The organism is Falsiruegeria mediterranea M17 (assembly GCF_900302455.1).
In the GTDB taxonomy this organism is placed as follows: Bacteria; Pseudomonadota; Alphaproteobacteria; order Rhodobacterales; family Rhodobacteraceae; genus Falsiruegeria; species Falsiruegeria mediterranea.
This window is the reverse complement of sequence record NZ_ONZG01000012.1, coordinates 53,331-78,583: the sequence shown is the minus strand read 5'-3', so window position 1 is coordinate 78,583 and position 25,253 is coordinate 53,331. Positions and strand designations below refer to the sequence as shown.

Genomic DNA, 25,253 nt, shown 5'->3' with positions numbered 1-25,253 from the left:
CAGGCACAACGGCCACTCAACGCGTACCTGTTTTCACAAACGCCTAAAGGCGCTGATTTCTGCTGATGTGACGATTTCGCAGGTTGGCCAACCGTTCGTATTTGGGCCAACAACGTCAACTTGATGTTAGACCCGAAAGAGATTTTGACGTTTTTTTCACGAAACAACGGACTGCACCGCGTAAGCGGTGCAGTACATATATCCGGCGGTGCTATGGCAAAGCCGGGTATGTCAGTAAAGCTTGACGGCTTTCAGATAGGATTCAGTAACACGACGCCATTTGGATGTCCCGCAAACGTCAACGTTTCTTGAATGCATCCATCAAGGCGGCACCCAATGCGCCGGTGTCAGTTCCTTTCGATTTGGGCTTCGACGAATGGTTGACGTTCTGCGTCCGTGGCCCCTTGGCCTGAGGTTTGCCGCGCGGTGCGGATCCATGCTTGCCTCGGTCGTCACGGGATGACGCGCCGCCATCCTTGCGCATGCTTAAGCCGATGCGTTTGCGGGCAACATCCACTTCGGTGACACGCACTTTGACGACCTGACCGGTTTTGACCACCTCATGCGGGTCCTTGACGAAACGGTCGGCCAGTTGGCTGACATGCACCAAACCATCCTGATGCACCCCGATGTCGACAAAGGCGCCAAAGGCGGCAACATTGGTCACCGTTCCTTCCAATGACATGCCGGGTTTGAGGTCCTTGATGTCCTCAATCCCATCCACAAAAGAAGCTGTAACAAAGCTGGGGCGGGGGTCACGGCCTGGTTTTTCAAGCTCTTCAAAGATGTCGCGCACGGTTGGAAGGCCAAAACTATCATCGACAAACTGTTCGGCGCGCAGGGATTTCAACGCCCCGTCACTGCCCATGATCTGGCGAATGTCACGCTCGCAGGCCTGCACGATTTTCCGAGCGATTCCATAGGCTTCTGGGTGAACTGAAGAGGCATCAAGCGGTTCTGCCCCGTCCCGAATACGCAAGAAGCCAGCACATTGCTCAAATGCGCGCGGACCCAGGCGGGCCACCTTCAACAGATCCTTGCGGGACCCGAAGGCGCCATTCAAATCCCGATGCGCCACAATCGCTTCGGCCAGTCCCGGACCCAAGCCGGACACATGCGCCAGCAGCGGGGCAGAGGCCATGTTCAGGTCCACACCAACGGCGTTCACCACATCCTCGATCACCGCTTCCAACGATTTGCTCAGACGGTACTGGTCCACATCGTGCTGGTACTGGCCAACGCCGATGGACTTGGGTTCGATTTTGACCAACTCCGCCAACGGGTCCTGCAGGCGGCGTGCAATCGAAACAGCACCACGCAGCGACACATCCAGATCCGGAAACTCACGTGCAGCCAGTTCCGATGCGGAATAAACCGAAGCGCCTGCCTCGGAAACCACAACCTTGGTTGGGGCTTTGATCCCCTTGGGCAACAGGTTCAGCGTGTCTGCCACCAACCGTTCCGTTTCCCGGCTTGCGGTGCCATTTCCGATTGCGATCAACTCGATGCCATGTGTTGAAATCAGTTTCAGGATCGCGGCCTCGGCCCCGCGCAGATCGTTCTTCGGCTGGAAGGGATAGAGCGTATCCGTCGCCACCAGTTTGCCAGTCGCATCCACAACGGCGGCTTTCACTCCCGTCCGAATGCCCGGATCCAACCCCAACGTGGGTCGCGCGCCGGCCGGCGCGGCGAAAAGCAGGTCCTTGAGGTTGCGTGCAAAGACAGTGATCGCATCCTCTTGTGCGCGGCTGCGCAGATCGGCCATCAACTCGACCATCATCGACAGCGACAGTTTCACCCGCCAGGTCCAACCGGCCACCTTTCGCAGCCATTTGTCACCAGGTGCGTCGCTGCGGGTCTGCAACTGCGCGGCGACGATCCCCTCGGCGCGCTCAGCTCCGGTTTCGGGGTCGGGGGCGACGTCCAGTGTCACGACCCCTTCTTTTGAGGCGCGCAACATCGCCAGAGCCCGGTGGGATGGCACATCGGCCCATCGTTCACGGTGATCGAAATAATCTGAAAACTTGGCCCCGTTGGCCTCTTGCCCGTCGATGAGCCTGGAGGTCAGGAATGCGTCGGCCTGCATGAACTTGCGCAACTCTCGCAGAAGGCCCGCGTTTTCGGTCAACTCTTCGGCGATGATGTCGCGCGCACCGTTCAGGGCGTCCCGCACCGTTGGAACAGCCTCGGACACATAACCTTCTGCAACAGTCTCGGGCACTTGGCTGCGATCCGCAAGGATTGCCTCGGCCAGCGGTTCCAACCCGTTTTCGCGCGCGATCATCGCTTTGGTGCGGCGCTTGGGTTTGTAGGGCAGATAGATGTCTTCCAGCTCGGCTTTGGTACCGGCCAGGGTGATCGATTTTGTCAGATCGTCGGTCAGTTTGCCCTGATCCTTGATCGAGGCCAAGATGGTGTCCCGTCGCGCATCCAGCTCGCGCAGATAGGTCAGCCGATCGGACAGCTGTCGCAGTTGCGTGTCGTCCAGACCCCCGGTCGCCTCTTTGCGGTAGCGTGCGATGAACGGCACGGTTGAGCCTTCGTCCAGCAGGGCAACAGCGGAGCGCACCTGTTCGGGGCGGGCACTGATTTCGGTTGCGATAGTCTGGGCGATGCGGTGTCCGGTGTCCAATGCGGCCTCCCTCGGGTTTGGTCGGACATCCTTCTTACTCAGACGACTTGGGCGCGCCAAGGGGGAATGAAACCTCAGCTGGCTTTCGCTGATCCCGATTGCAGGGCGGCTGTGATGTAAGCATCAACTGCGCTGGCCTGATCCGCGGTCAAACGCAGCCCCAGCTTGGACCGGCGCCACAGAAAGTCATCCCCGCTGCGCACCCATTCTTTGCGGATACACCAGTCCAGTTCGGGTTCTGTGATGGTCGCGCCGAAATCGGTTCCCAAGGCGTCGATCGTGGCCGCATTGCCCAAAACGTCGGCCACTTCGGTTCCATAGGCGCGTACCAATCGCGTCGCCCAATCCTGATCCAGAAACGGATATTGCGCGCGGGTCGAGGCGATCAGGCTCTCTAACCCATCAACCGGGAAATCCCCGCCGGGCAAGGGGACGCCTGCGGTCCAATCGGGTTTGGTGCCGGGAAAGACCTCAGCCACCTTTTCCAACGCCGCTTCGGCCAGCTTGCGATAGGTGGTGATCTTGCCACCAAACACGTTCAGCAGCGCCGCGCCTTCCGAATGCTCCAGCTTCAGCACATATTCACGGGTCGCGGCGGTGGCGGATTTGGCCCCGTCGTCGAACAATGGCCGAACACCGGAGTACGTCCAAACCACATCGTCGGTGGTCAAAGGCGTGGCGAAGTACTGCGACGCAAAGTTGAGCAGATAATCACGCTCGGCCTCTGTGCATTCGGGTTTGGTGTCGGCGTCGGTGTGATCTGCGTCCGTTGTGCCGATTAGTGTAAAGTCACCTTCGTAGGGGATGGCAAAGATGATCCGCCCATCGGTGCCTTGAAAGAAGTACGCCTTGTCGTGGTCAAACAGTTTGCGGGTTACGATATGGCTGCCGCGCACCAGGCGCACACCGTCGGATGAATTGCTGCGCAGTGTGTTCTGGATGATGTCGCCGACCCAGGGCCCACCTGCGTTGATCAGCATCTTGGCCTGCACCGATTGGCGTTGACCGGATGCGGTGTCCTCGGTCGTTATGGTCCACAGACCCCCGCCGCGTTCAGCACTCACAACCTTGGTACGGGTCATGATCTGCGCGCCTCGGGCCTGCGCATCACGCGCGTTCAGAATCACCAGTCGCGCGTCCTGAATCCAACAATCAGAGTATTCAAAGGCTTTGCGAAACTTGTCCTGCAAGGGTCGTCCCGCAGGGTCCGTTTCCAGATCCAGCGTACGCGTTGCAGGCAGGATCTCGCGCCCGCCCATTGTGTCATACATAAACAGTCCAAGCCGCACCAACCAACTGGGACGGCGACCTTTCATCCAGGGCATCACGGTACCCAACATGCGCGACACCGGCGTATCACTTTCGAACCGCATGTCCGGGTGATAGGGCAGGACAAAACGCATGGGCCAGCTGATGTGCGGCATCGCCTTGAGCAGAACCTCACGCTCAATCAGGGCTTCGCGTACAAGTCGGAATTCCAGAAATTCCAAATACCGCAGACCACCATGAAACAGCTTGGTCGAGGCGGATGAGGTCGCCGAGGCCAGATCGTTCATCTCGGCCAGGGCAACCGAAAACCCGCGACCAGCAGCGTCACGTGCAATACCACAGCCGTTGATGCCGCCACCGATGATAAAGATGTCCAGCGGGTCGTTGCCCGTTTGGGTCAAGGCGTCAGCTTGCATTTAATTCGTCCAATACCAAAATTTCGGTTTGCCCGGCGCGGGCGGCTTCAATGAATTCGATCGGGGGGACCTGATCGGTCACGACATAGTCCAGGTCCTGCAGTGCGCAGATGCGGATCGGGGCAGAGCGTTCGAATTTCGAACTGTCACATACCAGGATCTTGATGCGCGAATTGCGCAGGATGGCGCGGGCGACCGACACCTCACGCGCATCATAATCCAAAACCGAGCCATCCGCGTCCAAAGCAGAGGCCCCTATGACCGCGTAATCAACCTTGTAGCGCTCGATGAACTCGACAGCGTCTTCGCCGACAATTGCTCCGTCACTTTGGCGCACTGCGCCGCCCACCAGGATCAACTCTTTGGACTGCGTTCCGATCAGGATGTTGATGATGTTTATGTTGTTGGACAGAACCGTCAGGTCCTTGTGGTGGCTGAGCGCCTTGGCCACTTGTTCGGTCGACGTACCGATGTTCAGGCTGACCGAGCAGCTGTCAGGGATCAGGGACGCGGTCAGCCCTCCCATTGCCTCTTTTTCTTGGCCCTTCAGCTTGCGTCGTTCCGCATATTCCCGGTTCGACACCTGATCGACCCGCACCGCGCCACCATGGGTGCGCGTGGCCAGGCCGCGATTGCTCAGGTCTCGCAGGTCGGTGCGGATGGTTTGGTTCGATACTCCAAATCGCGTCGACAGATCGTCGACTGTGACGCGTTCGTGCTCGCGCAGAAGGTTCAGGATTTCGCTTTGGCGCTCTTCGGCATCCATGGTCGGCAGCCTTTGATGTGTCACTGACCGCTATTTATGCGTCCGTTGACTGAATGTCATTACCGGGTTTTCGAATTACTTTCGAAATTTTTCGAATACGGTGATTTGGCTTGCGATTTTGAACCGTATTCCTGGTGTGTTGTGGCCTATTCAAGTCACTGGAGTTGACATGGCAACAAAACTGCGGCTTGTTCGGCCCGAAGCCAGAGGCTTTTGTCATCAAGCGAGGAGGGTATGACGCATGGGGATTCGATTCTTTTCGGACCGGAACAGACCGGTTCATATGGGATCATATCCGCTTGAGCGTCTGTCTCGGTTGACGCCCGCGCCAAACCTGTCAGGCGTCCCGGCGATGCCGACGCTCAGTTTTCATCGCCCCGAGCATCCCGAAAGCATCGTCAATGCGATGGGAGAGTTCCAAGCGATGATGGACGCGATCCGGGATGGGTTCGTCAACTCTGCGCAGTCCGACATTCCTGATGACCCGCAAGAGAGGTCGAACCACCTCAAAGCGTTTGGCTATTACAATGACGCCTCCATGGTTGGGGTAGGGCGGTTGACCTCCGATGCGATCCTTGAGGTTCCGCGCCGAAACCCTGACGTGGACCGATTGGCTCATGCGCTCAAGACGCGCCAGACCAAAACTTTCGCCTCGGGCATCGACATGATCATGGCCGATCTCAAGGAAAGCATCGAGGCGCCGGTGACGCCCGTGGATGGGCACAAAAACGCGATCGTTTTCCTGTATGAGCACACCCGCGACCCGCGTCCGGACGAGCCCGGCAGCGATTGGATTTTGGATGCGCAGGATCATCGCGCCTGTCTGCGTGGAACCGAAACAGCGGTTGTGATTGCAAACTACATCCGACTGCTGGGGTATGATGCCCGGGCCCACACCCTGACGACAAGCGAGGTCGATCTGGGTCGGCTTGCGGTTGCCGCCGGTTTGGTGAGCGCCGAGCAGGGGGCCTTGGTGGCGCCCTGGCTGGGCACTCGATTTGGTTTGGCCGCGATCACGACCGAGATGGAACTGGCCCCGGACCAGCCCTTGGCGCCGATGTCGCAGCAACCCTGGTTCAAGACCCAAGGCCCAGCCTGGTGGCTGGGTAAAGGGTTTGCAAAATCCGCGTTCAACCGAGACCCATTTGCGCGGCGAAACTATGTTGATGGAGGGCATCCGTTCGAACGGCTCAAGCGGGTGGACAAGCCCACGACCTATATTGATGAGGCCAACGTCGCGCGTGTTCCCAAACGCGCCGACATGTTCGCGCGATCGCTGTTCGGCGACATGGGCAAAGGCAATCAGGAAGCTGCGCGCGGGGGTCACTACGTTCGTAAATCCGCGCCCAGCTTTGCCCAACGCCGCGCCCTAGGTGCCTTTGTCCTGTTGCAGGATGGCGATGCCAACCCGCACGGCACACGCCCCACGCAGGAACAGCGCAATGCAGACAACCTCAAGGCGGCGAGCTATTTTCTAGGTGTCGATGCGGTCGGCACCAGCCGATGCCCGACATGGAGCTGGTACAGCCACGACGCTGCAGGCCAGCCGATCGAGCCTACGCATGACAATGCGGTGAGCATGATCATCGACCAGGGGTTTGAGACGATGGAAGGCGCAAGCGGCGACGACTGGATCGCCGTGAGCCAATCAATGCGCGCCTACTTGCGGTTCTCTCTGTTGGGCGGAGTGATCGCTCAACAAATCCGCAACCTGGGCTACAAGGCCAAGGCGCATACTGTGATGGATGGCGAGGTGTTGCAGCCACCACTCTTGTTGCTGGCTGGTTTGGGAGAGGTCAGCCGGATCGGTGAGGTCATTTTGAACCCCTATTTGGGTCCGCGCCTGAAATCCGGGGCGGTGACCACCGATATGCCGATGGCGCATGACAAACCGATCGACTTTGGCCTGCAGAACTTTTGCAATTCGTGCAACAAATGCGCTCGGGAATGCCCGTCTGGGGCGATCACCGCAGGTCCCAAGCTGATGTTCAACGGCTATGAGATCTGGAAATCCGACAGCCAGAAATGCACCACTTATCGCATCACCCAGCAAGGCGGTGCGATGTGCGGGCGCTGCATGAAGACCTGCCCGTGGAACCTGGAAGGGCTGTTTTCACAGGCGCCGTTCCGGTGGGCGGCAACAAACATTCCAACCTCGGCACCGATTCTGGCCAAGCTGGACGATGCGGTCGGCAATGGCGGTCTCAATGAGGTCAAGAAATGGTGGTGGGACGTAGAGCTTGACGAAAGCGGTGGATACCGCCAGGCCAAGCATCCGGTGAACCGCCGCGACCTGCAACTTGATCTGGACCTGAAGTATGAGGATCAGACACTTGCGGTATATCCCGCGCCGCTGGCTCCGCCGCCGTATCCGTATCCCTTCCCAATGGACCGAGAGGCGGGGATCGCGGCCTATGAGGCGATGATCTCAGCCAAGGAGTATCAGGATCGGCTGTCGCGCGGGGACGGGTCGATGGTGCATCGCTATACCAATGACGGTGATGCACCGGTGATACAGGTGTCGATCAGCAAGGTTGATCAGATGACCGCCGATGTGACCAAGTATGAGTTTTCGACGCTGGACGGATCGCCGCTGCCCGATTGGAAAGCCGGTGCGCATTTGGACATCGTCGTGGCACCTGAGTTCCTGCGCCAGTATTCTATGTCCGGCAACCCGGCCGAGACGGGGACCTATCAAATCGGCGTCCTGCGCGAAGATGAAGGGCGGGGTGGTTCGTCGTTGTTGCATCGGATCTTTACCGAAGGGCGCAAGGTTTTCATCTCGAAGCCGATCAACCATTTCGAATTGGATGAGGCCGCCAGCAAGACCTTTCTGATGGGCGGTGGCATTGGCATCACGCCCATGATTGCCTTTGCCCACAGGCTGCATGCCTTGGGCGCAGATTTTGAGTTGCATTATTCAGCCAGCCGCAAGGACGGGGCAGGGTATCTGGATGATTTGGCCACCATGCCCTGGGCGGATCGGGTGTCTTTGCACTTCTCCGATCAGGGAACGCGCGCGGATCTGGATCAGGTGCTGTCTGGGTATCAGCCCGGCTGGCATGTCTACACCTGTGGCCCCGATCGCTATATGGATGGCGTGATGCAGGCCGCGGAACGGCAGGGTTTTCCGGAAGAGGCGCGACATCTGGAGTATTTCAGTGTTCCAGAACAGCCCGACTATGAAAACCATCCCTTCAAACTGAAACTTGCGCGATCTGGTCGGGTGCTGGATGTGCCCGCAGAAAAGACGGCGGCGGATGTCATGGTCGAACATGGGTTGTCGGTGGACATCAAATGCTCGGACGGGATTTGCGGCGTGTGCAAATGCGGGCTGATCTCGGGCGAGGTGGAGCACCGCGATTTTGTCTTGTCGAACAAACAGCGCGAAACCGCGATCATCACCTGTCAGTCACGCGCGGCGGAACCCGATGGGATCATCGAAATCGACGCGTGAAATGAAAGATCACGTTTTGCCGGCGGCTGGCCGCAATTTTCGACGCATCTAACCCAGGTTGGGAACCTGATTGGAATGCGCCCGTTGCATTCCCATCATCAGGCTTTGGCCAATACGCCGCGCCATCAAGTCAAAAAGGTCGGCTTTGTCGGGCGACAAAACTTCGTGGGCTGTCGTTTTGAACAGGTTCAGCCAGATGTCGAAATGGCTCGGCGTGATCTCGGGCATGGCCAGATGAGTTTGCATCGGGTTGCCCTTATAGGCCCGGTCGCGCAGCATGACATTGGCCCAGAAATCTTCGATCTTGGCGAGGTGAATGGCCCAAACGGCATCATCCTCTCCGATGTGATGATGAAAGATCGGGCCAATAGCTTCGTTAGCACGGACACGCGTGTAAAACTCGACCAATAAAGCCTGAATATCTGCCCGAGTGATGTCAGCCTTGGGGGATCTGTCTATGTTCATATGGCGTGCCCTTGTTCTTATTGAGCTCTGACTTGCATTCTTTCACGGCGCAATGCGGGATTTTGACCCGTGCTTCGTGTGATTGATTGGTTAAAAGTGATCAAAAATATCGAAACGTAAGAAAAACAGTATACGACAGGAAAAATTATTTTGATCATATCTGGATTCAGGGGGTGTAGAGGCGTAGGCTGACCAGGAAACACACCCGCCCAGATATGGAACAGAGTGCAAATGGATCTGTTGACGATCAATGACCAACCCGGGCGTTATCCCGGTTCTTACTATGCGGCCAATGCGCAAGCAAACGAGGCGGAGGCACGCCCGGCGGCCAAGGGAGATCTGCGGTGTGATGTTTGCGTTGTGGGCGGCGGTTTCACCGGGTTGAGCAGCGCGCTGCATCTGGCGCAACGCGGGTACGACGTGATCTTGCTCGAAGCACAGCGAGTGGGCTTTGGCGCCTCGGGGCGCAATGGCGGCCAGGTGGGGCAGGGGCAGCGGGTCGAACAGGACGAGCTTGAGGATATGGTTGGGCACGACCGCGCTCAGGCTTTGTGGCAGATCGCGCGGCAATCGGTGGATCTGGTGCGTGATCTGTCCAAATCCGATCTGGTGCACGCCGATTTCCACCCCGGCATCATCCATGCGGATCACCGGGCGCGATATGTCAAACACAGCCACGACTATGTCAAACACCTGCAGGACAAGTACGGATACACCAACATCCGAGCGCTCGACCGCGAAGAGTTGCGGTCGCTGGTGAACTCACCTGCGTATCACGGGGGCCTCATCTATGAGGACGCAGGTCACATCGATCCGCTGCAATATGTTCTGGGCCTCGGGCGGATGGCCGAGGCGGCAGGTGTGCGTATATTTGAACAGTCGCGCGTGACATCGCTGCAAGAGACCTCTCCTGCCGTGGTCAGCACCGATGCGGCGCGCGTCACGGCTGATCATGTTGTGTTGGGCTGCAACGGCTATCTTGGCAAGCTGAACGGGCACGTTGCCGCGCGTGTCATGCCGATCAACAATTACGTGGTGGCAACGGAACCTTTGGGGCCGGACCGGCAGGAAGAGCTCATTCGCAACAACCACGCTGTGGCGGACAGCAAGTTCGTGGTGAATTATTTCCGCTTCTCGGACGATCACCGTTTGCTGTTTGGGGGCACCGAGAGCTATCGCTACAAGTTCCCCGATGACATTGCGGGCGCGGTCCGGATTCCGATGCTCGAAATCTTTCCGCAGCTGAGCGATGTACGCATTGACCACGCCTGGGGCGGAACGCTGGGGATCACCATGAACCGTATGCCGCATTTCGAGCGTCTGCGCGGCAATATCCTGAGCCTTTCGGGGTTCTCAGGCCACGGTGTGGCCATGGCTTCGCTTGCCGGGCAAATCGCGGCCGAGGCGATTGCGGGTCAGGCCGAGCGGTTCGATCTGATGGCCTCGGTTCCCACGCCCCGTTTCCCGGGTGGGGCGGCATTGCGATCTCCGCTGCTGGTTCTTGCGATGCTCTGGTACAGTTTCCGCGACAAGCTGTAAGGGGTGTGATGAAACGCATCTACGAAGACATGGCCTATGGTGACCGTCCTATTCAGGAACGGTACTGGCCGTCGACCATCGATACGCCGCCGCCTGAATATCCCGAACTCGACGGCGAGCGGCGATGTGATTTTGCCATTATCGGTGGCGGTTACACTGGCTTGTCGGCGGCGCTGACTTTGGCCGCTGAAGGGGCGGATGTTGTCCTTTTGGATGCTAATGTTCCGGGCTGGGGCGCATCGGGTCGCAATGGTGGCCTTGTGTCCGTCGGTAGCGCCAAGAAGGATGACGAGGACGTCGTTCGCAAATATGGCCCGTCGGATGCTCAGGTGTTCTTTGACGCCGAACGCGCCTCGGTCGATTTGGTTGAAGAGTATCTGACCGAGTTTGGCCTGAACGTGGATCGCCACTCCAAAGGCTACACTTTTGTGGCACACAAACCCGGTGCGGTGCCTGCCGTCAAAGAGTATGGCGAGGAATACACCAAGCGCTATGGACTGCCGTTTGAGTTCGTCCCGAAAGAGGAGATGGCGGCGCATGGACTAAACAGCCCGGACTTTCACGGCGCGGTGCATTTGCCCATTGGTTTTGCGCTCAATCCGATGAAATTTGTCTTTGGCTTGTACGGGGCTGCTCATCAACGCGGGGTGCGGATTTTCAGCAAAACGCCAGTGACAAAGATCGAGCAATCGGGCGGGTATGTTTTGCATACGCCCAAGGGCCGCGTCCGGGCCAAGAAACTGCTGGTTGGGACAAACGGATATTCCAGCGATGATTTGCCAGGCGCCTTGTCGGCGCGGTATCTGCCGGTGCAGTCCAACATCTTGGTGTCGCGTCCGCTGAACGAGGATGAGATACAGGCGCAGGGGTGGTGGAGCCGCCAGATGCTGGTCGATTCCCGCACTTTGCTGCATTATTTCCGCCTGTTACCGGACAACCGGATGTTGCTGGGGTTACGTGGTTCGGTACGTGTGACCGAGCAGAACATGGCCGCAACCCGCGCCATCGCACGCGCTGATTTCGATCGCATGTTCCCTGAATGGCGCCATGTAGAAACACCCTATTTCTGGTCGGGCCTCATTTGCATGACCCGGAACCTGGTGCCCTTTGCTGGCGAACTGCCGGGGATGGAAGGCGCCTTTGCCGCCTTTGGCTACCACGGCGGCGGGGTAACGATGGCGAATTATGCCGGGGCACTGATCGCTGATATGGCCTTGGGTAAATCTAAATCCCGCAGACCGCATCCAGATCTGATGAAACGCGCGCCTCGCCGGTTTGAATTGGGACCGTTTCGTCGCGCGTCCCTGCCGCCCGCCTTTGCGTGGTACAGGTTCCGCGACGCGATGTAACGCCTTACAACAGCGGCAACTGCACCGGAATAGGTGCGTAACCGGATCGCGTTTTGGCGTCTTTCATCGTCAATAGAGCTTGAACAGCATCCGCGCGGGATGGCATGTAGTCTGTCCGCTTGATGCCCGCATTTGCCCCGATGGAGCCGGATTCCTGGGTCAGGCACCACTCACCAAACAGCGTCTCGGATACGCTCAAGACGTAATACCGGCTCTGCCGTTTGACATGATTGATTCTTTCCAGCCGAATCTGCACACGCGTTCCCCGTAGTTGGACAGTCTGTTTACGAAGGTAAACGCGAGTCGCAAATAAATTGCTTATCGAAAATCAACAGGTGTGGCTTGCAGGCCAATGGGTTAAGGCTTAGCTCTGAGAAAAGCTACATAAACTATAGGTATGTCATGCTGTCGATCGGTGCATTGTCTCGCCAGACCGGGACCAAGGTTCAAACTATTCGGTATTATGAGCAGATCGGACTGATGAATGAACCCGGCCGGACAGAAGGGGGGCAGCGGCGGTATCATGTGTCGGATCTGGATCGTTTGGCCTTTATCCGGCATGGGCGACAGCTGGGGTTTTCGCTCGATGCGATCTGCGAGTTTCTGGATCTGTCCGACAATCCGGATCAATCCTGCAGCCATGTGGATTCCATAGCACAGCGGCAGTTGGTGCAGGTGCGTCAACGCATGCTGCGCCTCCGGGCGTTAGAGGCCGAATTGGAGCGGATGATCGCCAATTGCGACGGCGGCTCCGGGCAGGATTGCAACGTGTTGAAGGTGCTCAGCGATCATTCCGAATGCCTGACGGATCACGACAGCATCGGCGAAGGGTAGGGGCCTGCCGATCGGGAAACTGGCAGGCCCAAAGGCTTAAATGACCCGATCGCGGGGCGTGCGCCCGGCAAAGAAGTCATCCAGATTGTCCAGCACCCGGAACCCCATGGCCTCACGTGCTTCGCGGGTGGCGCTGCCCAGATGGGGCAACATCACCAGATTGTCACAACCCGCCAGGTCCGGGTTGATCCGGGGTTCGCCGTCATAAACATCCAAACCTGCGCCAGCGATGACATCGAACCACAGCGCTTGGCCCAGTGCATGCTCGTCCACAACCTCACCACGGGCGGTGTTGATCAGAAACGCGTCTTGTTTCATCAGGTCCAACCGCCGCCCGTTGATCAGATGCCGGTTGGCTGGTCCGCCGGGGCAATGCAGCGAGACGAAGTCGCACTGCGGCAGCAACGCGTCGACGCTTTCGACCTGGGTGGCGTTGAACTGTGCCAACACTTTCGGATCAACGGCTGAGCGGTTCTGAACCAGGATCTTCATACCGAACCCGTGATGCGCGCGTTTCGCCATTTCCTGACCGATACGACCAAAGCCGATGATTCCCAACGTCTTGCCACTGACCTTGGTGCCGATCAGATGGGTTGGGCGCCAACCGCTCCATTGACCATTGCGCAGCTCGCGTTCCCCTTCGGAGGCACGGCGCGCTGCCATCAGCATCAGCGTCATGGCAATATCGGCGGTGCATTCGCTCAGCACGTCCGGAGTGTTGGTCACGGTCAGACCCAGATCGCGCGCGCAACCCTCGTCGATATGGCTATAGCCGACACCATAGTTCGCCAAGATGCGTGCCCGCGCCTGTGGCACATCCAGCGCCTCAGCCCCCAGTTTGTCGGTCACCGTGGGCAGCACTGCATCATAAGTTTTGAGCGCGTCGCGCAGTTCGGGGGCCGCCAGCGGCTTGTCCCCGGTGTTGAGCACAACGTCATAATCTTCGGCCAAGCGCGCTTCGACAGCGGCAGGCCAGCGGCGGGTTACAAAAACGCTGGGCTTCACCATCACGCGGCCTTTCTTATGACGTTTGCGATTGTTTCACCGATGACGGCAGGGTTCTCGGCGACTGTCACACCGGCGGCGGACAGGATTTCCACCTTCTCGCTGGCACTTTCGCCAAAGGCCGAGATGATCGCACCCGCATGACCCATGGTTCGACCCTTGGGCGCAGTCATGCCCGCAACATAAGCAATGACCGGTTTGGTGATGTGGTCACGGATGTACTCCGCTGCCTCCGCCTCTTGCGGGCCGCCGATCTCGCCGATGAGGGCGATTACGTGGGTTTCATCGTCCTTCTCGAAGCGTTCCAGAATATCTTTGAACGACGAGCCGTTGATCGGATCACCACCGATGCCAACAGAGGTTGAAACACCAATGCCAAGCTCTTTGAGCTGCGCGGCAGCTTCGTACCCCAAGGTACCCGAGCGGCCCACGATGCCGACGTTGCCCGGCAGATAGATGTGACCCGGCATGATCCCCAGCAACGCCTTGCCCGGGCTGATGGTGCCAGCACAGTTGGGGCCGGTCAGGACCATACGCTTGTTCTTGGGATAGCGGTACATGTAGCGCTTGACCCGGATCATGTCCTGCGCCGGGATGCCGTCAGTGATGCAAACGCAATAGCGGATGCCCGCATCCGCAGCCTCCATGATCGAATCCGCAGCAAATGGGGGCGGCACGAACACCAGGCTTGCTTCGGCCCCGGTGGCGGCGATCGCCTCTTTCACAGTGTTGAAAACCGGCACGCCTTCGACCGTTTCGCCACCTTTGCCGGGGACCACGCCGCCGACAACATTGGTGCCGTAGTTCATCATGTCCCGCGTGTGGAACTGCGCCATGCGTCCGGTAATGCCCTGAACGATGACCTTGGTATCGCGATCAAGAAGAATGCTCATTTGACAGCCCTTACTCTGGTGGCCTGAGACAGGTCGTTTTTCCATGCGCCAACAGAACGTTCGGCAGCTTCCATCAGTGTTGTGGCGCGGATGATGGGCAGGCCGGACTTGGCCAGGATCTTTTGCCCTTCTTCCACATTGGTTCCGGCAAGGCGGACGATAACGGGCACGTCGACCTGCACCTCTTTCAGTGCTTGAACCACCCCTTCGGCGACCCAGTCGCAGCGGTTGATCCCAGCAAAGATGTTAACCAGAACGGCCTGCACATTGTCGTCCGACATCACCAGCCGGAAAGCCTTGGCCACACGTTCAGGCGTGGCGCCGCCACCAATGTCGAGGAAGTTCGCAGGCTCGCCCCCGGCCAGCTTGATGGTGTCCATCGTCGCCATCGCCAGGCCGGCACCGTTGACGATGCAGCCGATGTTGCCGTCCAGACCCACATAAGACAGGCCCCGATCCGCCGCGCGGCTTTCCCGGGGATCTTCCTGGCTTTTGTCCCGAAACTCTGAGATTTGCGGATGACGGAACAGGGCGTTGTCGTCGAACGTCATCTTGGCATCCAGCGCCAGAATGCGGTTGTCGCCTGTGATCACCAGCGGATTGATTTCCACCATCGTCGCATCCAGCTCTGTGAACGCGCGATAGCAGCCCTGAAGCGTGCGCACCATTTGCGCGGTCAGCGCAGGGTCGATGCCAAGGGCGAACGCAATCTCTCGTGCCTGAAACTCTTGCAGACCCACGGCGGGTTCAACGGTCGAGCGCACGATGCTGTCGGGTTTCTCAGCCGAGATGTCCTCGATCTCCATCCCGCCTTCGCCGGATGCTACGATCATCACCCGCTGGCTGGAGCGGTCCAGCACAAAACCCAGATAAATCTCGCGATCTATCGGCACGCCGGCCTCGACATAGACACGGTAGATGCCTTTGCCTTCGGGGCCCGTCTGATGCGTCACCAGCTTGCGGCCAAACATCTCTTCGCAGGCAGCTTGGATCTCGGTGTCGGACGAGCACAGCTTGACGCCGCCCGCCTTGCCGCGACCACCGGCATGAACCTGCGCCTTGACGACCCATTTCTCGCCACCCAATTCGCGGGCACGGTATGCGGCCTGTTCGGGGCTATAGGCGATGGCACCGGGCGGTACCTCGACGCCGAAACCGGACAAGATGTCCTTGGCTTGATATTCGTGAATGTCCATTGTCTCACCTCACGCTGCGAGTGCTTCGGAGTAGCGATTGCGAAGAAGGGTTTCGATTTCGGTTAAATCAACATGCGCACCCAAATCGTTCAGGGCCTGACCAAACCGCAGAGCAATATCTGTGATCGCCTTTTCGGACAGCAGGTTCAGAATGCCGATACGAACCTGAACCGGTTCCGACAGGGTGGGCCAGATACCGAACCTTTGCGCGCGGCAGGCTTGCACCAGCTCCATTTCACGCCCCTTGAAGGCAGGTGGCAGGTCCAGAACCAAAAGGCTCGTCATGTCCGATGTCACGTCACAACCCATCACGGTGACGGCTTCGCGCAGGATCGCCTCGTGCCGGGTGTATTCAGCGGCGCGATTGGCAACACCGTCCTCTAGCGCGATCCGCAAGGCTTCGTGGAATGCTGCGACGGCATAGCCCGAGTGTGTACGGTGGTAGGTGCCTTTTTCCGCATCCCGACCGTCAATGATCGCCCAATGACGTGCTTCCAGGATCGGATGGTGCGCATAGGTACGCGCGCCGGTTGCTTTTAACACGTCGATGTAGCGATCTGAAAAGCTCACCGGAGCATAAGTCAGCGGCAGACAGGCCACGCCTTTTTGCGGGCATGACGCCCAGCCGACGATGCCGGGGAAGTCGTCGATGGCAAAGTCCGAGACACCCAACGACGACACCGCGTCGACCAACCCCATGGCACCAGTTGCTTCGCAAACATCCGACAGCGCACGGATGTCATTGATCCGGCCTGATCCTGTTTCCCAATGCGCCATAAAGGCCCATTTCGGTTTGTGTTGGGTCAGCGCAGCCTCGATCACGTCGCGGGTCACGGATGTCCCGTGTGGCACGTCGATGGTCACGACCGATGCAGCCTGCGGGTTCAGCGGATCGGCGGCCAGTTCTTCGGCGGATGCAGCTTTCATCCGCAGGGTTTGGCCATCGATGCCCGAGAAGGTGCCGTTGACGAAGACCACAACCGTATCACCTGGCTGAACAGCGCTGAACATCGCGTCCAGCCCGCTCCATCCGGTGCCGGCAACGCCGAAGGTGTAGGTGTTTGTAGTGCCCCAAAGGGAGCGCAGCATATGCTTGCATTCGATCATACCCCGCAGCACGTCGGCCTGCATGTGGTCGGCCAGACCGACACCGGCAAACCGGGCAAGGACACGGGTGTCTGTCTGGCCGGGGCCGGGACCTGCGGCAATCGTCTCGGGGATGTCGAGAGGGGGAAAGGCGGTTAGCGCGTTCATCAACTGACCTCAGGTTGCGATTTGAGTTTGGGCCCCAGATCAGGGCTGTTTGATCGTTCAACAGAGAAAAAACCCGATTGAGATTTCTCACAACGCCCGTTACTCCTGCTTTTGGGTAGCTAAATGGATAGGGAATTACCTATACTTTAGTGTAAGGATACGAAGGTATACTAAATCACAGCCTACCCGAGTGGGTAGTTTTTGGGAAAATGAGCTGAAAATGCAAGATCTTGCTGCACCTGCAAAGCCAATCGACGTCATGCTCGCCAACAGCAATCCTCTGGTTCTGTCGGCCATGTCCGAGATTTTTGACCGTGATCCGCGATTCTCGCTGGTGGCGACATCTGCGACGGCCGAAGGGTTCCTGGGCACGGTGATGCGGGTGCCGGTTCAGGTTGGCATCATCGACTGGGATCTACCGGTTTTGGGGGCCGCCAAGCTGATCGAAGTGCTGCGCGATCAGGTCAACGCGCCCCGGCTGGTGGTTTACGGCGATGGCAACGGCGATCTACCCCGTTTGGCAATGACAGCGGGGGCGGCGGGGTTTGCCGACAAGGCCGGCGATGTCGAGAGGCTTTTGGCCACTTGCGCCGACGTTGCCGCAGGCAAGATGGTGTTCCCCTACATCGACGTCCGCGAGCTGCAAAAAGACCCGATTCACAGCCTGTCACGACGCGAGCGCGCAATGCTCGAGGCGCTGTCCAAAGGCCTGACAAATCGCGAGCTGTCCAAGGAGCTGGGGATCACCATCAACACGGTCAAATTTCACCTCTCCAACCTCTTCGAAAAGCTCTCGGTCAAGAACCGGGCACAAGCCATCGCATTCTACTATTCCTCGCGCCTTCCGGGGGAGAGTTCCGACCCCGAATGACAGGGTGAATCATGTTTCAAATGTATGCAATTGTGCGCAATAAAATTTCTTGACAGCGCGCGATTCTCGCTCCTTTTGTGGCCGTCACGTCCACTGACCAGATTGAAAAGGAGCGGTCACAGATGAGTTTTCTCCCCATCGAACAAGCCCCGGCACGGCTTAATCGCAGCGAATTGGCCATTCCTGGCTCGCAGCCGCAAATGTTTGAAAAAGCAGCAAAAACCGACGTCGATGTGATCTTCCTCGACCTCGAAGATGCGGTTGCACCGGATGAAAAGGAACAGGCGCGCAAGAACATCATTGCGGCCCTCAACGACATTGATTGGGGCACCAAGACGATGTCGGTGCGCATCAACGGATTGGACACGCATTACATGTACCGCGATGTGGTGGACTTGGTTGAACAGGCCGGCGAACGGCTCGATCTGATCATGATCCCCAAGGTCGGAACCGCGGCAGATGTCTATGCCGTGGACATGCTGGTGACCCAGATCGAGGACGCCAAGGGCCTCAAGAAACGGATCGGTTTCGAGCACATCATAGAGACGGCTTTGGGCATGCAAAATGTCAGCGAAATTGCGGCCGCATCCAAGCGGAATGAGAGCCTGCATTTCGGGGTTGCTGACTATGCCGCCAGCACCCGCGCGCGGACCACGATCATCGGCGGTGTGAACCCTGATTATTCGGTCCTGACGGACCCGATGGATGACGGCGCGCGCATGACCCACTGGGGTGACATGTGGCACTATGCGTTGGCGCGTATGGTGGTTGCGGCACGGGCAAACGGGCTGCGCCCGATCGACGGTCCGTTCGGTGATTTCCAGGATCCCGAAGGGTACAAGGCGGCTGCCAAACGCGCCGCCGTTCTGGGATGCGAAGGTAAATGGGCCATCCACCCCAGCCAGATCGAGCTAGCCAACCAGGTCATGTCACCGAGCGACGCCGAAGTCACCAAAGCGCAGCGCATTCTCGAGGCGATGGCCGATGCCGAGGCTGCGGGCAAAGGTGCGGTATCTCTGGACGGTCGTTTGATCGATTACGCCTCAATCCGGCAGGCCGAAGTTCTGGTCGAAAAAGCACGCCAGATTTCAGGCGCTTAACCGACACATGCCGGTGCCCGAAACTCAATCGGGCACCGGTGTTTTACGCTTTGAAACGCGCCAGCCACTCTGCATAGTGACCCAAAGCGAAGCCTAGGAGGTGCTACATGGTCGGCAGCGGTGATCCTTTCTTTCAACCTGTGTCCGCTATGGATTTGCCAAGGTTTGCGGGGGTGCCCACGTTCATGCGCTTGCCGCATCTGATGCCGGGTCACGAAAGATACGCGGATGTTCAGATGGGATTGGTGGGCGTCCCTTGGGATGGGGGCACGACCAATAGGGCCGGTGCGCGGCATGGTCCGCGACAGCTGCGCGACTATTCCTCGATGATCCGGGCGATGAATGCAGCGACTGGGGTAAACCCCTTTGCGTCGGTGAATTGTGCCGATCTGGGCGATGTGCCGCCGAACCCGATCGACATTCACGACAGTCTGAACAGGATTACAGAATTCTATACCGGCCTGAAAAACAACGGCATTGTCCCGATGACGGCGGGTGGAGATCACTTGTCGACTCTGCCGATCTTGCGGGCCTTGGCGTCTGACGGCCCCCTTGGATTGATCCAATTCGACAGCCACACGGATCTGTTCGACAGCTACTTCGGTGGCAACAAATTCACACACGGCACCCCGTTCCGCCGCGCGATCGAAGAGGGGCTGGTAGACCCGAAACGCTTTGTCCAGATCGGCATCAGGGGCACGGCCTATAACACCGAAGACGTGGAATGGGGCATGGATCAGGGGGTACGGATCATTCGGATCGAGGAACTGTTTGACCGCGGCATCCCGGATGTGATGCACGAGGCACGCCAGATCCTGGGCGATCAGCCCGCTTATTGCACTTATGACATCGATTTTGTCGACCCGACCTATGCGCCGGGGACCGGCACGCCCGAGATTGGCGGTCCGAACAGTTTTCAGGCGCAGCAGGTTATTCGCGAGCTTGCAGGCGTAAATCTGATCGGCGCGGATCTGGTCGAGGTGTCGCCCCCTTTTGATCAGGGCGGGGGCACGGCCTGGCTTGGCATTTCGTTGATGTTCGAGCTGATGTGTGTCCTGTCTCAGGCGATCTTGGCGCGAGGCTGATCCCGGTCCAGCCAATCCAGCCCGCGATCCAACAGCTTGCGCTGCACCCGGCCCGGATAGTCGGTGACGATTGCATCCACGCCCAGGTCGATCATCTGGTCGATCTCGTCCGCTTCGTTCACTGTCCAAACGGCCACGATCAGCCCCAGTTCTTGGGCACGGGCAACTGTTTCGGTGGTGACATCCAGATAATAGGGGCACCACAGGCGCCCGCCAGCCTCGGATACAAGTCCCGGTAGGGTGTGATAGGTGTCACGGCTGATGTCCGGTCCGGCTTGCGTCGCCTCGTCCTCGCCAACATCTGCGTCATTCTCGGGCAGTTGCGTCAGGTATGAGGTGGGCATTTCTGGCGCTTGACGCGCACATTCGCCCAGCAAGTTCCAGTCAAAGCTGTGCATCAACGTCCGCTGGGTCAGACCGGCGCTGCGCACGTCCGCAACGACGGCGGTGACGATCTCGGCGCGGGCTAGGGCATCTTGCAGGCGCTCGGGATCTGATTTGATTTCCAGCATCAGTTGCACGTCTTTGTGTTGCGGCTGCGCCACCAGATCACACAGGTCACGCAGACGCGGGATGCGCACGCCGTTCAGGTAGGCCTGATCGGGAAACCGCTGGCCATAGGCGCTCTGCCCGTCCAGCCCGCCGACATCGTATTGGGCCAATTCGTCCCAAGTCAGAGCTGATAGTTTCGGCTCGTCTCCCCGCAACCAGGCGCCTGACGCATCCCGCGCGACTGAGCGTGTCAGGTGGTGGTTGTGGGTGATGACCGGCACGCCATCGCGTGTGATGGCGACGTCGAATTCCAACAACGTGACATCGCAGGCCAGCGTAAACTTGAACCCCTCCATGGTGTTCTCGGGCATGACCCCGCGTGCGCCGCGATGCCCCACCAATCGGATCAGGCCCGGGCTGCGCCGAAAGGCGTCAAGCTGGGGAAAGGTGGTCATGGGTTCAGCCGTTTCTCGGTCTGCGGATCAAACAGGTGGACCAGGTCAGGCGAGATCGAGAAACGACGCTGAGTCCCGCTGGCCGCTGCGTCATGACCGGCGACCGAGGCCACCATTTCATGGTTGGTCCCACTGAGGGTACCGTGAAGCAACGTGTTGGCACCCAATTGCTCAACCATCTCGACGTCGATGGACACCGGTCCGTTTTCGTCCGGTGTCAAATGCTCGGGGCGCAGGCCCAACAGAACATCGCCATTCGCATCCGTTGCGCTGTTCACCTGCGCACCACCGGGCAGGGAGATGGCGCCACCCGATGCTTGCGACGGGATAAGATTCATCGCAGGGCTGCCAATGAAACCGGCCACAAAGACCGACGCAGGACGGTCGTAAAGCTCAATTGGCGTACCAAATTGTTCGACATAACCGCCGTTCAACACCATCAGCCGGTCGCCGAGTGTCATCGCCTCGACCTGGTCGTGGGTCACATAGATCGACGTCACGCCAAGGCGTTGCTGCAACTTGCGGATCTCTAGCCGCATCTGCACCCGCAGCTTGGCATCGAGGTTGGACAGGGGTTCATCAAACAGGAACACCTGGGGGTCACGCACGATGGCACGGCCCATGGCAACACGCTGACGCTGCCCGCCTGACAGTTGCCGGGGTTTGCGGTCCAGATACTGGCGGATTTCCAGAATGTCCGCGGCCTCTTCAACACGCCGGTTGATCTCGTCTTTGGATAGTTTGCGGATCTTCAGGCCGTAGGCCATGTTTTCTCGAACGCTCATATGCGGGTACAGAGCGTAGTTCTGGAACACCATCGCGATGTCGCGGGCCGAAGGTTCCAGCTCGTTCACCCGCTTTCCGCCGATCTGGATTTCGCCAGAAGTCACGGTTTCCAGCCCTGCCACCATGCGCAGCAGGGTCGACTTGCCACAGCCCGAGGGGCCGACGATGACGATGAACTCGCCATCATTTATGTCGCCCTCGATGTGGTGCAGGACTTCGGTCGGGCCATAAGATTTGGTCAGATCGGTCAGTGTGATGTCAGCCATGTCTTGGGCGTCCTATTTGTCGGTTTCGGTCAAGCCCTGCACAAAGAGCTTTTGCATCGAGATCACGACGAAGATCGGGGGGATCATCGCCAGTAGAGCGGTCATCATGATGATGTTCCACTGCGGGCTTTGTTCTGCCGCCTCCAGCATCTGCTTGATCGACATCACGATGGTGGTCATCGACGTGTCGGTGGTGATCAAGAGCGGCCAGAGGTATTGGTTCCAGCCAAAGATGAAGAGGATCACAAAGAGCGCTGCAATATTTGTCCGGCTCAGCGGCAGCAGGATATCCCAGAAGAAGCGCATCGGGCCTGCACCGTCGATCCGCGCGCTTTCCAGCATCTCATCGGGCACGGTCAGGAACACCTGACGGAACATGAAGGTTGCGGTGGCAGATGCGATCAGCGGGATGGAAAGGCCCCAGTAACTGTTGAGCATGCCAAGGTTCGCGACCACTTCAAACGTGGGCAGAATGCGCACCTCGACCGGCAGCATCAGGGTGATGAAGATCATCCAGAAACACGCCATGCGGAACGGGAACTTGAAATAGACGATGGCAAAGGCCGACAGCAGCGAAATGCCGATTTTGCCAAGCGAGATCATCAGCGCCATGAACAGGCTGTTGAACAGCATCAGCCATACGGGCGCCGTTTCGGTGCCGCTCAGCCCCTCTCCAAACAAGGTCTGTTTCAGGTTGACCCACAGCTGATCGCCGGGCCAGAGCGGCAGCGGGGCCTGGGCCATGCGGATCTCGTCATGAGATGCCGCAACAAAAGTGATCCAGATCGGCAGCGCGATGGCGACAACGCCAAGCACCAGCACGAGGTGGGTGATGAAGTCGGCAAGGGGGCGGTTCTCAACCATCAGTATTCCACCTTTCGTTCGACATAGCGGAATTGAACAACGGTCATCGCGATGACCAGCACCATCAGGATTACGGATTGGGCGGCTGACCCACCTAGATCGAGGCCGACAAAACCGTCATTGAACACCTTGTAGACCAGGATCGTGGTCGAGGAGCCGGGCCCACCCTGGGTCACCGCATGGATGATCCCGAAGGTTTCAAAAAAGGCATAGACCATGTTGATCACCAGCAAGAAGAACGTGGTGGGCGAGATCAGCGGAAAGATGATCGTCCAGAACCGGCGACCCGGTCCGGCCCCGTCGATGGCGGCGGCCTCGATCACTGAATTCGGGATCGACTGCATCGCGGCCAGATAGAACAGGAAATTATAAGCCACCTGCTTCCACGCGGCGGCCAGAATGACCAATGCCATCGCCTGACCACCATTCAAATAGTGGTTCCAGGTGACGCCCACGAATTCAAGGAAATAGGGCAAGATGCCAAGCGTTGGGTTGAACATGAAAACCCAGAGCGCGCCGGCCAGAACCGGGGCAATCGCATAAGGCCAGATCAGCAGCGTGCGATAGAACATCGCCCCGCGCACAACTCGCTGTGCAAATCCGGCAAGGATCAGTGCAAACCCCATCGACAGGGCCGCGACGAGCACGGAAAACACAGCCGTGCGCCAGAACGCGGCGTGATAGTGGCTGTCCTCCCAAAGGATCTGGAAGTTCTCGAACCAGACAAATTCGGACCCCAGGCCAAAGGCGTCTTCGATCAGGAAAGACTGATACATCGCTTGGCTTGCGGGCCAGATAAAAAAGATCAGCGTGATGGCCAACTGGGGCGCCACCAGCAGATAAGGCAGGGGGGACGAAGGAAAGTGAACGCGTTTCAGCATGCTTTTGCCTGTTCAAATGCAAAAACCGTGCCGCCCAGGTCAGGGCGGCACGGTCGTGTCTTAGTCTTAATTGGCCGAGCGCTCGAACTTGCGCAGCAAGGTGTTGCCACGCTCGACGGCTGCGTTCAGGGCGTCGGTTGCGTTCTTTTCACCGCTCCAGACCGCTTCCATCTCTTCGTTGATCACGTCGCGGACCTGAACAAAGTTGCCGAACCGCAGACCGCGAGAGTTGGCGGTTGGGGTGTTCAGGCTCAGCTGTTTGATCGCGGTGTCGGTGCCCGGGTTGCTGTCATAGAAACCTTGCTCTTTCGACAGCTCATAAGCGGCGGTGGTGATCGGAACATAGCCGGTCTCCTGGTGCCACCACGCCTGAACTTCGGGCGAGGACAGGTAGGTCATGAACTTGGCCGTGCCTTTGTATTCCTCGGCATCGTGACCGCCCAGAACCCACAAGGTCGCGCCCCCGATGATCGAGTTCTGCGGCGCGTCAGCGACCGAGGTGTCCAGTGGCAGCATGGTTTGGCCAAAGTTGAACTTCGCCTGGCTTACCATCGAACCGTAGTAGGCCGAAGAGTTCAGCCACATGCCGCATTCGCCGTTGGTGAACATTGGCAGGCTGTCACCACGACGACCACCGTATTTGAACAGGTTGCCTTCGGACATGGACGCGATGTCATCCAGACGGGCCGCGACCTGTTCGTTGTTGAACGTGAACTCGGTGTCAAAGCCAGAGAAACCGTTTTCCTTGGTGCCCAGTTCCAGATTGTGCCACGCCGAGAAGTTTTCGATCATGACCCAGGACTGCCAGCCAAACGAAACGCCGCATTCCATGCCGTTGTCGACCAGTTTCTGGGCTGTTTCTTTTACATCAGCCCAAGTTTCCGGAACCTTGGCACCAGCCGCGTCCAGCGCGTCTTTGTTGTACCACAGAACCGGGGTCGAGCTGTTGAAGGGCATCGACAGCAGTTCACCTTCGGGCGTCTGATAGTACGACACAACCGCTGGCAGGAACGCATCTCCATCAAACGGCTCGCCTGCGTCCTTCATCATCTGCTCAACCGGAACGATTGCGCCCTTGGCGGCCATCATGGTCGCGGTGCCGACCTCGAACACCTGAACGATCTGCGGGTGCTCTTTGGCACGGAATGCAGCAATCGCGGCGGTCATGGTTTCGGTATAGTTGCCTTTGTAGACTGGAACGACCTTGTACTCGTCCTGCGTGGCATTGAAATCTTCGGCGATCTTGTTGACGCGCTCGCCGTTGGTGCCGCCCATGGCGTGCCACCACTGAACTTCGGTTTCGGCGAATGTTGTTGTTGCAAACGAGGCCAGAACAGCCGTCGAGCAGAGAATGGATTTAACAGACATTTTTTGTCTC

General features: G+C 58.6%; 21 protein-coding genes. 7 read left to right on the top strand and 14 right to left on the bottom strand.

Annotation, left to right across the window (positions count from 1 at the left end):
• Nucleotides 1-298: 298 nt before the first annotated feature.
• The 3 genes from TRM7615_RS20485 to TRM7615_RS20475 form a co-directional block, all read right to left on the bottom strand.
• Nucleotides 299-2,632 (bottom strand): Tex family protein, encoded by a 2,334-nt coding sequence (locus tag TRM7615_RS20485; RefSeq protein ID WP_108791203.1) that lies wholly within the window; start codon nt 2,630-2,632, stop codon nt 299-301.
• A 74-nt stretch (nt 2,633-2,706) separates the two neighbouring features.
• Nucleotides 2,707-4,317: a glycerol-3-phosphate dehydrogenase gene (gene glpD, locus TRM7615_RS20480; protein WP_108791201.1), complete on the bottom strand. Its 1,611-nt coding sequence runs from the start codon at nt 4,315-4,317 to the stop codon at nt 2,707-2,709.
• Nucleotides 4,307-5,083: a DeoR/GlpR family DNA-binding transcription regulator gene (locus TRM7615_RS20475; RefSeq protein ID WP_108791199.1), complete on the bottom strand. Its 777-nt coding sequence runs from the start codon at nt 5,081-5,083 to the stop codon at nt 4,307-4,309. The genes glpD and TRM7615_RS20475 overlap by 11 nt, the downstream gene beginning before the upstream one ends.
• Before the next feature lie 241 nt (nt 5,084-5,324).
• On the opposite strand from TRM7615_RS20475, the gene TRM7615_RS20470 reads away from it, so the two are divergent.
• Nucleotides 5,325-8,540, top strand: a complete 3,216-nt coding sequence (locus TRM7615_RS20470) for a reductive dehalogenase (RefSeq protein ID WP_108791197.1) — start codon at nt 5,325-5,327, stop codon at nt 8,538-8,540.
• Nucleotides 8,541-8,588: 48 nt separating this feature from the next.
• On the opposite strand, the gene TRM7615_RS20465 is transcribed toward TRM7615_RS20470, so the two are convergent.
• The gene (locus TRM7615_RS20465) at nt 8,589-9,005 is read right to left on the bottom strand and encodes a group III truncated hemoglobin (protein ID WP_108791195.1); all 417 of its coding nucleotides are present in this window, start codon (nt 9,003-9,005) and stop codon (nt 8,589-8,591) included.
• Between the two features lie 231 nt (nt 9,006-9,236).
• On the opposite strand from TRM7615_RS20465, the gene TRM7615_RS20460 reads away from it, so the two are divergent.
• Both TRM7615_RS20460 and TRM7615_RS20455 read left to right on the top strand, forming a co-directional pair.
• Entirely contained in the window at nt 9,237-10,544 is a 1,308-nt protein-coding gene (locus tag TRM7615_RS20460) for an NAD(P)/FAD-dependent oxidoreductase (RefSeq protein WP_108791193.1), read from the top strand.
• An 8-nt stretch (nt 10,545-10,552) separates the two neighbouring features.
• Nucleotides 10,553-11,893 (top strand): NAD(P)/FAD-dependent oxidoreductase, encoded by a 1,341-nt coding sequence (locus tag TRM7615_RS20455; RefSeq protein ID WP_108791191.1) that lies wholly within the window; start codon nt 10,553-10,555, stop codon nt 11,891-11,893.
• Nucleotides 11,894-11,897: 4 nt separating this feature from the next.
• On the opposite strand, the gene TRM7615_RS20450 is transcribed toward TRM7615_RS20455, so the two are convergent.
• Complete coding sequence (locus TRM7615_RS20450) at nt 11,898-12,149, bottom strand: WGR domain-containing protein (RefSeq protein WP_108791189.1); 252 nt, start codon at nt 12,147-12,149, stop codon at nt 11,898-11,900.
• 146 nt (nt 12,150-12,295) lie between these two features.
• On the opposite strand from TRM7615_RS20450, the gene TRM7615_RS20445 reads away from it, so the two are divergent.
• A complete protein-coding gene (locus TRM7615_RS20445) occupies nt 12,296-12,727 on the top strand; it encodes a MerR family transcriptional regulator (protein ID WP_108791187.1) in 432 nt (143 codons plus the stop codon).
• Between the two features lie 36 nt (nt 12,728-12,763).
• On the opposite strand, the gene TRM7615_RS20440 is transcribed toward TRM7615_RS20445, so the two are convergent.
• Genes TRM7615_RS20440 through TRM7615_RS20425 form a run of 4 tightly spaced genes read right to left on the bottom strand, consistent with a single transcriptional unit; the run spans nt 12,764 to nt 17,075 of the window.
• Complete coding sequence (locus tag TRM7615_RS20440) at nt 12,764-13,735, bottom strand: 2-hydroxyacid dehydrogenase (protein WP_108791185.1); 972 nt, start codon at nt 13,733-13,735, stop codon at nt 12,764-12,766.
• Complete coding sequence (gene sucD / locus TRM7615_RS20435) at nt 13,735-14,625, bottom strand: succinate--CoA ligase subunit alpha (protein WP_108791183.1); 891 nt, start codon at nt 14,623-14,625, stop codon at nt 13,735-13,737. The genes TRM7615_RS20440 and sucD overlap by 1 nt, the downstream gene beginning before the upstream one ends.
• Nucleotides 14,622-15,821 (bottom strand): malate--CoA ligase subunit beta, encoded by a 1,200-nt coding sequence (locus tag TRM7615_RS20430; RefSeq protein WP_108791181.1) that lies wholly within the window; start codon nt 15,819-15,821, stop codon nt 14,622-14,624. Before TRM7615_RS20430 ends, sucD begins: the two co-directional genes overlap by 4 nt.
• A gap of 9 nt (nt 15,822-15,830) precedes the next feature.
• Nucleotides 15,831-17,075, bottom strand: a complete 1,245-nt coding sequence (locus TRM7615_RS20425; protein ID WP_108791179.1) for a pyridoxal-phosphate-dependent aminotransferase family protein — start codon at nt 17,073-17,075, stop codon at nt 15,831-15,833.
• A gap of 220 nt (nt 17,076-17,295) precedes the next feature.
• Here TRM7615_RS20425 and TRM7615_RS20420 point away from each other — a divergent pair, with 220 nt between their 5' ends.
• From TRM7615_RS20420 to TRM7615_RS20410, 3 genes are all read left to right on the top strand, one after another.
• Nucleotides 17,296-17,946 (top strand): response regulator transcription factor, encoded by a 651-nt coding sequence (locus tag TRM7615_RS20420; RefSeq protein WP_235824156.1) that lies wholly within the window; start codon nt 17,296-17,298, stop codon nt 17,944-17,946.
• Between the two features lie 122 nt (nt 17,947-18,068).
• Nucleotides 18,069-19,046 carry an HpcH/HpaI aldolase/citrate lyase family protein gene (locus TRM7615_RS20415; protein ID WP_108791177.1) on the top strand — a complete coding sequence of 326 codons (978 nt, stop codon included), beginning with the start codon at nt 18,069-18,071 and terminating at the stop codon, nt 19,044-19,046.
• Between the two features lie 107 nt (nt 19,047-19,153).
• Nucleotides 19,154-20,131, top strand: coding sequence for an agmatinase (locus TRM7615_RS20410; RefSeq protein ID WP_108791175.1), 978 nt, complete (start codon nt 19,154-19,156; stop codon nt 20,129-20,131).
• Here TRM7615_RS20410 and TRM7615_RS20405 read toward each other — a convergent pair.
• The 5 genes from TRM7615_RS20405 to ugpB form a co-directional block, all read right to left on the bottom strand.
• Nucleotides 20,107-21,078, bottom strand: coding sequence for a glycerophosphodiester phosphodiesterase family protein (locus TRM7615_RS20405; RefSeq protein ID WP_108791173.1), 972 nt, complete (start codon nt 21,076-21,078; stop codon nt 20,107-20,109). The two genes, TRM7615_RS20410 and TRM7615_RS20405, sit on opposite strands and share 25 nt — an antisense overlap.
• A complete protein-coding gene (locus TRM7615_RS20400; RefSeq protein WP_108791171.1) occupies nt 21,075-22,130 on the bottom strand; it encodes a sn-glycerol-3-phosphate import ATP-binding protein UgpC in 1,056 nt (351 codons plus the stop codon). The genes TRM7615_RS20405 and TRM7615_RS20400 overlap by 4 nt, the downstream gene beginning before the upstream one ends.
• 12 nt (nt 22,131-22,142) lie before the next feature.
• Nucleotides 22,143-22,994 carry a sn-glycerol-3-phosphate ABC transporter permease UgpE gene (gene ugpE, locus TRM7615_RS20395; protein ID WP_108791169.1) on the bottom strand — a complete coding sequence of 284 codons (852 nt, stop codon included), beginning with the start codon at nt 22,992-22,994 and terminating at the stop codon, nt 22,143-22,145.
• Entirely contained in the window at nt 22,994-23,875 is an 882-nt protein-coding gene (gene ugpA, locus TRM7615_RS20390; RefSeq protein WP_108791167.1) for a sn-glycerol-3-phosphate ABC transporter permease UgpA, read from the bottom strand. The genes ugpE and ugpA overlap by 1 nt, the downstream gene beginning before the upstream one ends.
• Before the next feature lie 66 nt (nt 23,876-23,941).
• Nucleotides 23,942-25,243: a sn-glycerol-3-phosphate ABC transporter substrate-binding protein UgpB gene (ugpB, locus tag TRM7615_RS20385; protein ID WP_108791165.1), complete on the bottom strand. Its 1,302-nt coding sequence runs from the start codon at nt 25,241-25,243 to the stop codon at nt 23,942-23,944.
• Between the last annotated feature and the right edge of the window lie 10 nt (nt 25,244-25,253).

Excerpts from the sequence above, each read along its gene's own strand:
- glpD (WP_108791201.1), bottom strand. The coding sequence starts at position 4,317 with ATGCAAGCTGACGCCTTGACCCAAACGGGCAACGACCCGCTGGACATC.
- TRM7615_RS20475 (WP_108791199.1), bottom strand. The coding sequence starts at position 5,083 with ATGGATGCCGAAGAGCGCCAAAGCGAAATCCTGAACCTTCTGCGCGAG.
- TRM7615_RS20470 (WP_108791197.1), top strand. The coding sequence starts at position 5,325 with ATGGGGATTCGATTCTTTTCGGACCGGAACAGACCGGTTCATATGGGA.
- TRM7615_RS20465 (WP_108791195.1), bottom strand. The coding sequence starts at position 9,005 with ATGAACATAGACAGATCCCCCAAGGCTGACATCACTCGGGCAGATATT.
- TRM7615_RS20460 (WP_108791193.1), top strand. The coding sequence starts at position 9,237 with ATGGATCTGTTGACGATCAATGACCAACCCGGGCGTTATCCCGGTTCT.
- TRM7615_RS20455 (WP_108791191.1), top strand. The coding sequence starts at position 10,553 with ATGAAACGCATCTACGAAGACATGGCCTATGGTGACCGTCCTATTCAG.
- TRM7615_RS20445 (WP_108791187.1), top strand. The coding sequence starts at position 12,296 with ATGCTGTCGATCGGTGCATTGTCTCGCCAGACCGGGACCAAGGTTCAA.
- TRM7615_RS20440 (WP_108791185.1), bottom strand. The coding sequence starts at position 13,735 with ATGGTGAAGCCCAGCGTTTTTGTAACCCGCCGCTGGCCTGCCGCTGTC.
- sucD (WP_108791183.1), bottom strand. The coding sequence starts at position 14,625 with ATGAGCATTCTTCTTGATCGCGATACCAAGGTCATCGTTCAGGGCATT.
- TRM7615_RS20430 (WP_108791181.1), bottom strand. The coding sequence starts at position 15,821 with ATGGACATTCACGAATATCAAGCCAAGGACATCTTGTCCGGTTTCGGC.
- TRM7615_RS20425 (WP_108791179.1), bottom strand. The coding sequence starts at position 17,075 with ATGAACGCGCTAACCGCCTTTCCCCCTCTCGACATCCCCGAGACGATT.
- TRM7615_RS20420 (WP_235824156.1), top strand. The coding sequence starts at position 17,296 with ATGCAAGATCTTGCTGCACCTGCAAAGCCAATCGACGTCATGCTCGCC.
- TRM7615_RS20415 (WP_108791177.1), top strand. The coding sequence starts at position 18,069 with ATGAGTTTTCTCCCCATCGAACAAGCCCCGGCACGGCTTAATCGCAGC.
- TRM7615_RS20410 (WP_108791175.1), top strand. The coding sequence starts at position 19,154 with ATGGTCGGCAGCGGTGATCCTTTCTTTCAACCTGTGTCCGCTATGGAT.
- TRM7615_RS20405 (WP_108791173.1), bottom strand. The coding sequence starts at position 21,078 with ATGACCACCTTTCCCCAGCTTGACGCCTTTCGGCGCAGCCCGGGCCTG.
- TRM7615_RS20400 (WP_108791171.1), bottom strand. The coding sequence starts at position 22,130 with ATGGCTGACATCACACTGACCGATCTGACCAAATCTTATGGCCCGACC.
- ugpE (WP_108791169.1), bottom strand. The coding sequence starts at position 22,994 with ATGGTTGAGAACCGCCCCCTTGCCGACTTCATCACCCACCTCGTGCTG.
- ugpA (WP_108791167.1), bottom strand. The coding sequence starts at position 23,875 with ATGCTGAAACGCGTTCACTTTCCTTCGTCCCCCCTGCCTTATCTGCTG.
- ugpB (WP_108791165.1), bottom strand. The coding sequence starts at position 25,243 with ATGTCTGTTAAATCCATTCTCTGCTCGACGGCTGTTCTGGCCTCGTTT.